This window comes from Paenibacillus sp. Y5S-9 (genome assembly GCF_036894235.1).
In the GTDB taxonomy this organism is placed as follows: domain Bacteria; phylum Bacillota; class Bacilli; order Paenibacillales; family Paenibacillaceae; genus Paenibacillus.
This window is the reverse complement of the sequence record NZ_CP145887.1, coordinates 2,308,487-2,321,219: the sequence shown is the minus strand read 5'-3', so window position 1 is coordinate 2,321,219 and position 12,733 is coordinate 2,308,487. Positions and strand designations below refer to the sequence as shown.

The 12,733-nt window shown below is 45.7% G+C and carries 13 protein-coding genes; 10 read left to right on the top strand and 3 right to left on the bottom strand.

What is annotated here, in order from left to right; translation table 11 throughout:
- The first annotated feature begins 200 nt into the window (after positions 1-200).
- The 4 genes from V6669_RS10400 (at position 201) to V6669_RS10385 (ending at position 4,287) form a co-directional block, all read left to right on the top strand.
- Positions 201-1,022: a YitT family protein gene (locus tag V6669_RS10400; RefSeq protein WP_091017520.1), complete on the top strand. Its 822-nt coding sequence runs from the start codon at positions 201-203 to the stop codon at positions 1,020-1,022.
- 174 nt (positions 1,023-1,196) lie between these two features.
- On the top strand, positions 1,197-1,385 hold the full coding sequence (locus V6669_RS10395) for a hypothetical protein (protein WP_029880762.1): 189 nt from the start codon (positions 1,197-1,199) through the stop codon (positions 1,383-1,385).
- A 163-nt stretch (positions 1,386-1,548) separates the two neighbouring features.
- Positions 1,549-2,730, top strand: coding sequence for a putative glycoside hydrolase (locus V6669_RS10390; RefSeq protein WP_338593593.1), 1,182 nt, complete (start codon positions 1,549-1,551; stop codon positions 2,728-2,730).
- A 204-nt stretch (positions 2,731-2,934) separates the two neighbouring features.
- Positions 2,935-4,287, top strand: coding sequence for an MATE family efflux transporter (locus tag V6669_RS10385; RefSeq protein ID WP_338594893.1), 1,353 nt, complete (start codon positions 2,935-2,937; stop codon positions 4,285-4,287).
- Between the two features lie 83 nt (positions 4,288-4,370).
- Here the strand turns inward: V6669_RS10385 and pfkA are convergent, their stop codons facing one another.
- Together pfkA and V6669_RS10375 are read right to left on the bottom strand one after the other, a co-directional pair.
- On the bottom strand, positions 4,371-5,342 hold the full coding sequence (gene pfkA, locus V6669_RS10380) for a 6-phosphofructokinase (protein ID WP_253433325.1): 972 nt from the start codon (positions 5,340-5,342) through the stop codon (positions 4,371-4,373).
- A gap of 53 nt (positions 5,343-5,395) precedes the next feature.
- On the bottom strand, positions 5,396-6,475 hold the full coding sequence (locus V6669_RS10375; RefSeq protein WP_338593588.1) for a tetraprenyl-beta-curcumene synthase family protein: 1,080 nt from the start codon (positions 6,473-6,475) through the stop codon (positions 5,396-5,398).
- Between the two features lie 179 nt (positions 6,476-6,654).
- Between V6669_RS10375 and V6669_RS10370 the strand changes: the two genes are divergently transcribed.
- Positions 6,655-7,995, top strand: coding sequence for a multi antimicrobial extrusion protein MatE (locus tag V6669_RS10370; RefSeq protein ID WP_338593585.1), 1,341 nt, complete (start codon positions 6,655-6,657; stop codon positions 7,993-7,995).
- A gap of 40 nt (positions 7,996-8,035) precedes the next feature.
- Positions 8,036-9,208, top strand: a complete 1,173-nt coding sequence (locus V6669_RS10365; protein ID WP_338593582.1) for an MFS transporter — start codon at positions 8,036-8,038, stop codon at positions 9,206-9,208.
- A 155-nt stretch (positions 9,209-9,363) separates the two neighbouring features.
- Here the strand turns inward: V6669_RS10365 and V6669_RS10360 are convergent, their stop codons facing one another.
- Positions 9,364-9,561, bottom strand: coding sequence for a cold shock domain-containing protein (locus V6669_RS10360; RefSeq protein ID WP_017689394.1), 198 nt, complete (start codon positions 9,559-9,561; stop codon positions 9,364-9,366).
- Positions 9,562-9,723: 162 nt separating this feature from the next.
- Here V6669_RS10360 and V6669_RS10355 point away from each other — a divergent pair, with 162 nt between their 5' ends.
- The 4 genes from V6669_RS10355 to V6669_RS10340 all read left to right on the top strand — a co-directional run bounded on the left by V6669_RS10355 (position 9,724) and on the right by V6669_RS10340 (position 12,662).
- Positions 9,724-9,957 (top strand): hypothetical protein, encoded by a 234-nt coding sequence (locus V6669_RS10355; protein ID WP_017689395.1) that lies wholly within the window; start codon positions 9,724-9,726, stop codon positions 9,955-9,957.
- A gap of 3 nt (positions 9,958-9,960) precedes the next feature.
- Complete coding sequence (locus V6669_RS10350) at positions 9,961-10,146, top strand: hypothetical protein (protein WP_047842378.1); 186 nt, start codon at positions 9,961-9,963, stop codon at positions 10,144-10,146.
- Positions 10,147-10,359: 213 nt separating this feature from the next.
- Positions 10,360-12,150: an oligoendopeptidase F gene (pepF, locus tag V6669_RS10345; protein WP_338593574.1), complete on the top strand. Its 1,791-nt coding sequence runs from the start codon at positions 10,360-10,362 to the stop codon at positions 12,148-12,150.
- A 131-nt stretch (positions 12,151-12,281) separates the two neighbouring features.
- Complete coding sequence (locus tag V6669_RS10340; protein WP_047842377.1) at positions 12,282-12,662, top strand: lipopolysaccharide assembly protein LapA domain-containing protein; 381 nt, start codon at positions 12,282-12,284, stop codon at positions 12,660-12,662.
- Positions 12,663-12,733 lie beyond the last annotated feature (71 nt).

The window sequence follows — 12,733 nt, the reverse complement described above, 5'->3', positions numbered from 1 at the left end:
TATTTTCACTAACGAATATAATTCCATGAATGGGTCCCCAACATAAGACTAAAACTACATACATGTGTTTGAAACATTTCAAAATTTTATTGCTCCATTTAGGAAAAGTTTCCTACTCAAGAATATCCACAAATTATTATATCACAAAACAATTCAAGATTACCAGCAATCTGGTTTTAAATATAAATGAGGTGATTAAATTGCCCAAAATAATTTGGCACTCTTTAGTGATCATTTTGGGTGCTGCAGCTATTGCTTGCGGCTTCAACTGGTTTTTGGTCCCCCATCAGCTTTTAAGCGGCGGGGTGTCCGGCATTTCAATGCTTCTGGGTTATTTTACAACGTTGAATCTTAGTATAATGTATTTTGTTCTTAACATTCCCCTGCTCATTGCAGGTTGGTTTATTCTTGGACGACGCTTCATTACATTAAGTATTCTTTCGGTAGCAGCCACTTCTTGGTTCATTGCGCTTCTGCCTGTTTTTGCTGTGGCTACAGACCCTTTACTTAGTTCTGTATTTGGCGGTGTGCTTATTGGAATGGGTACTGGTGTTTCCTTCCGGGTTGGCGGCTCCACAGGAGGACTCGACATTGTTGGGTCCATTTTCACGCGTAAACGAGACTTTCCGATTGGTACAGTGATGGCCGGCATGAACGGTTCGATCATTATGCTTGCAGGATACCTGAGTGACAATTGGAATACAGCCTTGGCCTCCATGGTATCCATCTACATTACAGGCAAAGTGCTTGACCTGATCCATATCAGTCACGTCAAAGTAACACTGTACATTATTACCAACGAAACCGAAGCCATGTTAAAAAAATTACTTGTTCGGCCTCGTGGAGTTACCAAAATTAAGACTCAGGGAGCATACACGGATATTGAGAAGGACATGCTCATGACCGTTACCACCCGCTACGAGTTGGTTGAAATTAAACGTATTATCAAGGATACAGATCCAAACGCTTTTGTTAACATTGTGGAAACGGTTGGTGTTATGGGTTCATTTCGCAGAAGTTGAGACACCTGTACGGTTAACAATTCACAACATTGTGGTATAATAACGGTGTACGGCTCCTAAATATGATGTATAGCAGGTTCAACCCTTCAATTTCACAGGCCATATGCTTTCCCGAATCGCGCCGAATGACTTACCATTTTGGAATTCGAGTAGGAAAGGGTGATTATTGTGGATATGGAAACGGTAAAACTGTTTGAGATTGTCAACAGATGGTGCCCGGAAATGCTCCCTTTCTTGAAACCGAATGAACTCGACTCACTGATTGTCCTCCGGGATGGGCTGGGCATCCTGGAACAGGGAGACGCAATGGAAATCATTCAGTACAGTATTTGTGAGCATCAAAATGAGATTTACATTCAATAATTTTTTTCAGATTGATCACGCCGCTTCTTGCAGGGGATTTCCCCAGCAGGAAGCGGTTTTCATTTTTTCCATGTGTTTCATTACTTGATTAATATGGTTAAAAGCCCAGAGGCTTTAATGTATAATTCATACATGGAATGCACACATAAGGGAGTGGAAATGAATGAACATGTTTTGGGCTTTACTGGCTATGGCCTTTGGAAGCTTTGGTGGTGCCCCCGCAGTGGCAGACCAGGGAAACCCTCAATTCCAATCGTTAACCAACAGTTTTAATACCGCAATTATCCAATCTCAAAAAGACCAGGTTGTTATTGATGCCGATAACCCACCTGCCAAAATTGATCCTCAACCTGATGCACCTGTGGTCAAAGGTATTTATGTAACGGCCTACAGCGCAGGCGGCGCACGTATGAAAGAATTGTTGGAACTGACAGACAGCACAGAACTGAATGCCATGGTCATTGATATCAAAGACGATCTCGGATACATAACTTATCCCACAGAAAACAAAGCGCTTCAGAAAATGGGCAAATCCCAACCTTTTATTCGGGATATCGATGCCTTGATGAAAAAATTGCAAAAACATGAGGTCTACCCGATTGCACGTGTCGTTGTATTCAAAGATACGATTCTTGCCAAGAAAAATCCGGAGCTCTCCTTCCGAAACAAGGATGGATCTGTATGGGCGAATGGCAAAGGCGACAGCTTTGTGAATCCATACAGTAAGGAAGTATGGGACTATAACATTGAGATTGCCAAGGAAGCAGCCAAGCTTGGATTCAAAGAGATTCAATTTGACTACGTTCGTTTCCCGGAAGGTTTCGAAACTCGAGCCGATGTACTGAAATATACCAAATCCGACAAATCACGCGTCGATGTTGTGGCTGAATTCGTGCAATATGCACGCAAGGAGCTGGCACCGCTAGGTGTTCGTGTGTCGGTTGATATTTTCGGTTACGCCGCTTCTGTACCTGCGGCTGAAGGCATTGGACAGGATTTTGTTAAGATATCCGAAAATGTAGACGTGATCTCACCGATGGTATACCCTAGTCACTATTCTACTGGCTGGTATGGGGTCAAGGACCCTGACAAAGATCCTTACACAACCATCAAGGGTTCAATGGAAGATACACACAAGAAACTAGACCCTACCAAAGAACTCAAACCCGTCATTCGTCCGTGGATTCAGGACTTCACAGCAAGCTGGCTGGGCAGTGGGCATTATATCAAGTATGACAAGAAACAAGTGGAAGACCAGATTAGAGCGATGAAGGACATGGATGTGCATGAATATCTGCTCTGGAATGCGTCCAACCGTTATACATCAGGTGTACAATATAAGTAATCCGCACTCTTTCATACTTTTCATTTCATCCAACCTCGTTCTGCTTGAAGCGGAGCGAGGTTTTTTGGTGTTCATTTTTCTCTGTACACCCCTACTCTGCTTCTGTCCCTATTCAAATTGAACAAAATCCTCTACAATAAGTAGCTGTCCATATATGACACTTGGATGACATCTATTAAGAATAGCGAGGCACTGCCAGTGAACATGAACACAACAAGTTTTTCCCAAAAAGTGAAGCAATTCCTGATTATATTTTTGCCCATCTTCACCACTCAAATCGCCCTCTCTGCCATGTCGTTCTTCGACACGAATATGTCAGGCAAGTTTTCTCCGGCCGACCTTGCAGGCGTCGCGATTGGCACAAGTCTGTGGATGCCAGTTCAAACTGGACTAAGCGGGATTTTAATTGGCATAACGCCTGTCGTTTCCCATCTGTTAGGTTCCAAACGTAATGATCAGATCGGGTATAACGTCATACAGGCGTTGTATCTCGGGATTGCAGTCAGTCTCGTCGTTATCGGAGCCGGGGCCTTGTTACTTGGCCCTATACTGAACGGAATGCCTCTGGAACCCCGAGTTGCCCAAGTTGCCTTCTATTTTTTGTGCGCACTTGCTTTTGGCATTATCCCGCTCTTCGGATATACGGTGCTGCGCAGCTTCATGGATGCACTTGGCCAGACACGGACTACGATGTTCATTACGTTGATTTCCCTGCCCGTTAACATTTTTCTAAATTATCTGCTGATATTCGGCCGCTGGGGCTTTCCACAATTGGGCGGTGTTGGTGCTGGTGTTGCTACAGCATGTACATACTGGCTGATCTTTCTTATTAGTCTCTTTTTTGTCCATCGGGTCGAACCTTTCGCCCAGTATGGCATTTTCCGTCAATGGACCCGTGTATCCTTGTCCAAATGGAAAGAGTTACTCAAGATTGGAGTGCCCATCGGATTTGCGACTTTTTTCGAAACGTCCATCTTCGCTGCTGTGACTTTAATGATGAGCCGTTTCGATACCACAACAATTGCTGCCCACCAGGCGGCGCTGAATTTCGCTTCTACGCTCTACATGCTGCCTGTGAGCATATGTATGGCTCTTACGATCCTTGTGGGTTATGAGGCAGGTGCGGGACGTCTGAGAGATGCCAAACAATACAGTCTGCTTGGCATTGGTGGAGCCATCGGCCTCTCACTGCTGACAGCGATCGTATTGATTGTGTTCGGCGAACAGATTGCAGGTGTGTATTCAAACGATCGAGAGGTCATTGCACTTACGCAGCATTTCCTCATCTACGCCATTTTCTTTCAGATCTCGGATGCGATTGCTACACCGACTCAAGGAGCATTACGTGGCTACAAAGATGTTAATCCGGCACTGATCATCACGTTCGTAGCATATTGGATCATTGGCTTGCCTGTAGGTTATCTAACTGCTACGTATACTTCACTCGGTGCCTTCGGATACTGGATCGGCCTCATTGCCGGCCTTGCTGTAGGAGCAACAGCGCTTCTCTGGCGACTCTTCCTGGTACAAAAACAAGCCGCACTCCGCAAGGCGTAACATCGATATACTCACTCCGTGAAACAACAAAAAGAGCACAATCCACGTTAAAGCGGGATTGTGCTCCTTGCTTATGAATCGAATTATTGGGACAAACGTTGTGCAAGCTCGTAAGTCTCCATATCGAAATCTTTTTTTGTGTTAACCACTTTATCAATATCCGTCAGGGTAAGTTCACCCTTGATAATGCCACAACCTTTGTCTGTCTCGCCTGCAATCAGACTGCGAACAGCGAAGTCGCCAAGACGGCTTGCCAGGTTACGGTCGAAAGGTGTTGGCGTACCCCCACGCTGGATGTGACCCAGAACGGTTACACGTGGCTCATACGTCGGGCAACGTTCCATCAGTTCTTTTGCTACATCCTCACCCTTGCCTACGCCTTCTGCAACGATGATAATACTGTGACGTTTGCCATGTGCAAAGTTAGCTTTCATCCGATCTGCTACTTCGTCCATGTCAAATGGAACTTCTGGGACAAGAATCGTTTCAGCACCCGAAGCAAGTCCGGCATGCAGAGCGATATCCCCACAGTGACGACCCATAACTTCCACGATGGAAGAACGTTCGTGTGAAGACATCGTATCACGCAATTTGTTCACTGCGTCAACCACTATGCTTACAGCTGTATCAAACCCGATGGTGTAGTCGGTGAATGAAATATCGTTATCAATCGTTCCCGGCAGACCCATGGTGTTAATGCCCAGCTTGCTCAGTTTGTTTGCTCCGTTGTAAGAACCATCCCCACCGATAACAACCAGACCGTCAATGCCACGCGCACGCAGAATGTCCGCACCTTTTTGCTGACCTTCAGCGGTATAGAACTCCTTGCAACGTGCCGATTGAAGAACCGTTCCCCCACGTTGGATGATATCCCCTACACTCCGCAAATCCATTGGGAAAATGTCATTATTCAAAAGACCCTGGTATCCACGTTGAACTCCATATACTTCGAGACCGTGAAACAGTCCGCTGCGAACAACCGCACGAACAGCCGCGTTCATCCCCTGTGAATCACCACCGCTCGTTAATACTGCGATTTTCTTTACTGCTGTCATGATGTTTCTTCCTCCTCTAGTTTCACTTCAGGCTCCGCAATATCACACCTGACTTACATATTTTTCCGTATCCAGCGACTGAAAATGAAGAAAAATATTCTTGTGATCGGGCTATTTTTCAGCAGACGTTTGGATACGACGCGAACTTCCTGTTGTTCGCTGACTTTGGGATCAGACAGGTAAATGGCAATCAGTCCTTCGATGATCATCCGGTGAAAGGAGCTTCCCGGAATCTTCTGCACATCGCTGCGTGCCATCTCCACAATAAAAGCAATTCGGTCCAGCATTGTCTCCACATTCTCATAATAGTTGCAGAAGTTGAGATCTCCCCCGATGCGGTCCTCATCCTGATCAATTAAATAATCGAGCATAATGTGCAATGCGCATACATGTGGGAAATAGGCCGTGTGGATCGAGGCCGCTTGCTCTTCAGTCAACTGATCGTCACTCGCAGCCAGAAACAGCATGAAAACGCCCAGTGTAGAGCCAGTTGCAGCAGCAAATTCGTTCCAACGAAACTGAGGTGTGCGATGACGATGCTCCGACCACCATTCGAGCAGTGCCGTTTCTCTCAGTTCCGGCTTGATATGCTTATATACCTGCAGGTCCGTGTATAGGCCTGCCAGATCCTGAATTTGGGGCTTGGCGGACGTATAGCCCGGTAACTGACGGGTCAGTTCCTGACATGTGGTCACCAGATTCCGCAGATATCCGCCGTCATCCTGCTCCTCACGGAGGGCATAATAATTGACGGGAATTGCTTCGGGATCTACCGCATCAAGCATAGATTGATGGAGAAGACGAAAGTCATCCGGGTCCATCGACGTGCTGCGGTCGCACAGATTGTCCAAATAATCACTAATAGTTTGATATGAAACGATCAGCGGAATCAGAATGTGTCTGTTGGGCAAATCAGCTAATGCGTAGACGGTTCCGCCTTCACAGTGAAACTGTTTATCCTTCAGACTGGCAAGTGCTTGCGTACGCAATTCTTCATTCGGAATCGCCTCAGCTTGGACTCGCCATCCATTCAGTGCCTTCCGTGTTTCCGGAATGGTGTATTTGTACACCCCTCTCATCAATGCCAGCGGTCCACGCGGATATTGATGACGTTTTCGATTTGATTGGCTCAAAATAAATGTGCCTCCACTTGGTTGAATACGTATTAGAGCGATTTTTAACCATTCCTATTATAATATGATCCCCTTAATTGTACAAATGATCTGCCGCATATTCCGCATAAAAAATCGCATCCGCGCCCAAAGCTTTGTGATATACTAGGCATATTTCATCCATCAAAGGAGTCGTTGACATGTCGTCAAGTGAATCACTTTCGTGGAGACGGTTATTTTCTTTTTTTGTGCCACTTGGCATTTCCGCCTCTCTCGTCACCATTTCTCACGTCATCATAAACAGCACATTAGCACGTTCCGCTCATCCCGAGACGGTTATTGCCAGCTATGCCATCGCCGGTAGCTTGTTAACCCTCACGGAACGCCCCTCCACCCTGCTGCGGCAAACCTGTTCCGCACTGGTTCGCGATCGCCTTTCCTTTCAGGCCCTCACGTTTGTGACCAAAATATTTCTTGCCTGTGTGCTTCTCATTGGGTTTCTCATCGTATACTCTCCCGTTGGTACCGGGGTGTTCAAATACTTGTTTGGTGTAAGTCCGGATCTGCTGAACAAGGTCATCGACGTATATGAAATTCTCATGTATGTGAGTATCTTTTCTGTGATCCGCAACATCTATCAGGGGATCATCATTACGAATAACCGCACCAAGTGGTTAACCATCGGGATGGTTTTCCGTTTAGCCGGCATGTACGGCCTATCCCTCTATTTCATATATACAGACAGCATTGACAGTGGACGTGTAGGCGCTATCATTTTTGCTGCTGGCATGATGATTGAAGCGCTGGTCAGCTTTCTGGAGGGAAACAGCATCAAACGCAAGATGCCAGCCAAGCTTGAGGATCATCCCGTCGAGAGCAAGGGAGACGTATTTCGCTTTTATAAGCCGCTGCTGTTATCCAGCTTTGTAGCGCTGTTCATAGGACCGGTTATTAACATTGTACTGGGCAAAACGACAGGGATCGCACTAGCCATTTCGTCCTTTGCCATAGCAAGCAGTCTGATGCAGTTGATGCTAAGCTTCTTTACATACATCCATCAGATCGTGCTGAATTTCTACCTTGTGGACGCCAAACTGGTACGAAAATTCGCACTTGTGACAGGATTTATTCCGTTTGCGATGATGGTGTCGATTGCCTATACCCCCTTGGGACCTTGGGTACTCGAAAATGTCATGAGCGTTCAGGGTGAACTGTTGGAACAAAGTCTGTGGACACTGCGTGCGTTTGTCTTATTTCCGCTGATCTTCCCTTTTCTGGATTTCAGCAATGGCCTCATTCTGCTTCGCGGTCAGACGAAAACGATGTTTCGTTCGCAAACGGCGAATGCCATCTGCACGGTAATTGTGCTGCTTATACTGGTTAGTATTTTCCCTGCGTGGAACGGTATGATTGGCGCTGTAGCCCAATCCCTTGGCCTGCTCGCCGAACTTATCATTGTCTGGCTTGTCATCCGGCGCACACAGAAAGAACCTACGATGTCCGTGCCGAAAGCCCGTAAATCAACATCCCTGAAAGGGTAATAAAATCATTGAATTGTTATCAGGATTGGAGTCTCTCATCATGAAATTAAGTCACAACGCCCGCCCGGACCAGAACTGGCTGCGGGCTCTCATGTTCACCATCTTTGGTTCCACCGTTCTGGTGGTATCCTACTTCCAGCTTTACTTCAGTCATCTGGGCTTCAGTCGGGCTGAGATTGGTTATCTCTACGGGATCGGCCCACTCATCTCCGTGTTCTCCAATATGTTCTGGAGTATGGCCAGCGACCGCTACCAAACGGTACGCAAAGTGATGATTATTCTGCTTGGAGGCCAATTGATCACAGGAGTCATGCTAGCCAATGCGACAACTTTCGGTCAGGTATTTGTACTCGTAACCCTGTTTTACTTTTTCTATTATCCGGTCTATCCACTCTCCGATACGATGGCTATTACAACCGCCAGCAAGTACGGCCGAAATTTCACTTCCATTCGAGTCTTCGGATCGATCGGTTATGCCTTCTTTGCATTAAGTATCGGGTATTTCCTTGGATCTTTTGGTCCAGCATGGACGATTTGGGTCTGTGTTGGTCTTGCTGCCACTACACTATTGATCAGTTTTCAATTGAAGGATCAACCTTCGGGAAGCAGTAGCAAAATGGATCTATCGGGGTTATGGGCTATTTTGAAACGCAGAGATGTGCTCACCTTTTTTGGCTGTGTGTTTTTGCTTGCCATGGGACATCGCATGAACGAAGCATTTCTTACCATCACGCTAAAAGATCTGGGTGCCAGCGAGGGGCTGATCGGCTGGTCTTTGCTGATCTCTTCCGTAAGTGAAATCCCCATATTTCTACTGCTCAGCAAGTATGGAAACCGTTATAAAGAGCTGCCGCTAATTGCTTTTGCTGCACTGATGTATACGGTTCGTTTGCTTCTCATGTCCATATCCGATACACCTGCAGCTGTCGTTGCGATTCAGACGATGCACAGTGTTACCTTTGGTATTTTCTACGTTACGGCGGTCCGCTATATCATTCGCCTGGTTCCAGACGGTTACAGAGCTACGGGTATGGCTTTGTTCACCATTGTCTGGTCCAGTGCTTCGGGACTTCTTAGTGGAACGTTGGGCGGGCTGCTGCTGGAACATGCAGGCAGACAAACCTTCTATCTCACCGCTATGGCTTTCTCCCTGGCTGCACTGATCGGTTTCGGATTGAAGTTATGGTCCAGCATGACCAATCGTGTCTCCTGAACACACAGGGAACATACATCGTATTCAACCGTTATTTACACTGAGAAATCTTAGAATCAAAAAAAGCACAGCCTCCCTTGGGGGACTGTGCTTAGGTTCTTAATATTCAGCTATAAATTTATCATATATAAGAAGTCCGTTGACCGGAAAAATTCTTACAGTTTGTTTACGTTAGCTGCTTGAGGACCACGGTTTCCATCAGTGATTTCGAATTCTACCGCTTGACCTTCTTCCAATGTTTTGAAGCCATCTCCTTGGATTGCGGAGAAATGTACGAATACGTCCTCGCCGCCTTCAACTGAAATAAAGCCATAGCCTTTTTCTGCGTTAAACCATTTAACTGTACCTTTCAAATGAAAAACCTCCTAAAAATATCGCCATCTATGGCGAATACCCTTATTATACTGTATGGGCTTCCATTTTGCAATTTATCTTTCCATAAATGTCGAAAAAATTTGCTTTGAATCGTAGGGTACGGTATCATTTTACCAAAACCGTTAGTTTGGAGACTACCTATGATAAAAAAACATGAAATATACAAAACAGACAAGTGGAATATGATGACCGTAGAAGTTCAAGGCAAATATCTCGTACTGCGAGAAATTTCGGAAGAGTGGGGCGAAGAATGCCATACGTTCCTTAGCCGTCCTGCATTAATGCACTGGGCTGAACGCCGTTTTCCAAAAGCAGATTTTGAGAACCGTGAGGATGAATGGCGTCAATTGATGGCTGCCTTCAAAGGGGTCTAACCCATGCAGCTTGACTCAAGCAATGTCGTCATTTTTATTATCCTTGCCTTCTCTCTTGGTATTGTGCTTATTTTGGGACGCAATTCCATCCCGGATCGATTGAGACGGGGAATGGCGCTTATTGCTACCCTGCTCATTTGTTTCGCCTTTTTCCTGATCGTTTATTTTCTGTATAACATGGGAACCTAATCACGGGGACCCAGATGCTCAAATATTTCATCGTGCCTAAGGTCATACTATACGAGATTATTCGTATTGTAAGGAGGAAGGCCGTTGAAATACCAGAAATCGCTATCTGTTATCCTGGTACTTAGTCTGATTCCTTCGTCTCTCTCCGCACAGGCAAGCGAGACGAAGGCAGCTTCGTCCATACATTCATCAGATCATCAAAGGAGGATTTCCATGAGTCAATTATTGAAACGTTCCGAGGTGCCGGCTGAGCATAGCTGGAAACTGGAAGATTTATTTGCCGATCAGAAAGCCTGGGATCAGGAATATGAAGAAGTATCGTCTTTGACCAAGAAGGCCTCCGAATTCCAAGGCAAACTGAATCAACCTGATGTACTCAAATCTTGCTTCGAATTCGAAGATGAGATCAGCCTCAAAATAGAACGCCTCTTTGTGTACGCACGTATGCATCAAGATGAAGACACAGCGAATCCTACATATCAAAACCTGTCCCAAAAAGCCCAGAAATTAGGCGTACGGGTTGGTGAAGCACTTTCTTTTGTCACACCGGAGATTCTTTCCCTGCCGGATGATCAGTTGGACGCATTTATTGCGAACGAAAAACTCTCTGCTTACACGTTTACATTGGAAGAGATGAAACGCGAAAAAGCCCACGTTCTTAGCCAAGCTGAAGAGGCTTTGCTTGCACAGGTAGGCAACCTTTCACAAGCACCACAGACAATCTTCAGCATGCTGAATAACGCTGACCTCAAGTTTCCAAGGATCAAGGATGAACATGGTAACGAAGTCGAGCTGACACACGGCAGCTACATTCAGTTCCTGGAGAATCCTAATCGTGAAGTTCGCGAACGTGCCTTCAAAGCGGTATACGAAACCTATGCCAAACAGAAGAACACAATTGCGGCTGCCCTGAATGCAAATGTAACCAAAAATATGTTCTATGCTAATGTTCGGAAGTACCCTTCCGTGATGGAAATGTCCCTATATGGAGATAACATCCCAACGGATGTGTATACGAATCTGGTAGACACCATTCACGAGAGCCTTCCGTTATTGCATCGTTATATGGACCTGCGCAAAAAGTTGCTGGGTGTGGATCAATTGCACATGTACGATCTGTTCGCTCCACTCGTAGACGAATACAAAATGGATATTACCTACGAGGAAGCGAAACAAACGGTCAAAGATGGTCTGAAACCACTCGGCAAGGACTATGCTGACGCATTGCAGACTGGATATGATAACCGCTGGATCGATATATATGAGAATGAAAATAAACGTTCAGGCGCATATGCCTGGGGCGCTTACGGCACTCACCCGTATGTCTTGTTAAATCACAAAGATAACCTGAACAGCATGTTCACACTCGCACATGAAATGGGTCACGCTCTGCATTCACATTACTCGGATACAGCTCTTCCGTATCGTGATGCACAGTACACCATCTTCCTGGCAGAGGTTGCATCTACAACCAACGAAGCGTTGCTTATGGATTATCTGCTTAACAAATCAACAGATCCAAAGGAAAAATTGTATCTGTTGACCTATTATGCAGACCAATTCCGTACAACGGTATTCCGTCAGACCATGTTTGCTGAATTCGAGAAAATCATTCATGAACGTGCGGAACAAGGTGACGCATTAACACCACAATTGTTATCCGAGATCTATTATGATCTGAACGTTAAATATCACGGAGAAGGCATGGCTGTTGACAAAGAAATTGAAATGGAATGGGCTCGCATTCCCCATTTCTATAACAGCTTCTACGTTTACAAATATGCTACAGGCTTCTCCGCAGCAACAAGCTTTTCCAAGCAAATTCTGGAAGAAGGCCAACCGGCTGTTGACCGATATCTTGGCTTCCTGAAGAGTGGTGGCAGTGATTACTCCATCAACATTCTGAAAAAAGCAGGTGTGGATATGTCTACACCACAGCCAATTCGTGAAGCCATGAGTGTGTTCAAGGAATTGATTGAACAGATGGAGCAATTAACCAAATAAGGTTGTCTTTCCAAGTGACCTGCATCCCTTGCCCGTTGGGCAGGGGATTTTATCATCATTGCTAGATGCAACATACCCGAATATGGGTAATGCATATCTAGTTCTCAATTGTTCAACAAGGAGGCAACACCATGAAAATGCAATGGGCACTCATAGCAGGTCTTGTTTTTGCACTGCTCACGGGAATCTTTGCGGTCATTAATGTGGATTCCGTACAAGTCAACCTGTTATTTAACACGGTACAAATCCCGCTGATCTTGCTGATTCTCGGCTGTACCCTGATCGGTGGAATTATTGTAGGGTCATATGGCATCTATCGCCAATACAGACTGCAACGCGAGAACAAACAATTGAAATTGCGTGTATCTGAATTGGAAAGTTCCGCGACAAGCAAATCTACGTTGGATTCTTTCAAATCGATGGATTCGCTTGACTCCAATGAATCCGACAGCCTATTGGAGAATGATTCGATCCAGAGTCAGCGCAAGGGAAACCCTACGGGAACACTGTAACCAATCAGAGACAGCCTGCTGGCGAGTCAGGAATGGTAGTATTACATTCTCTCCCCCAGACAGGCTGTATT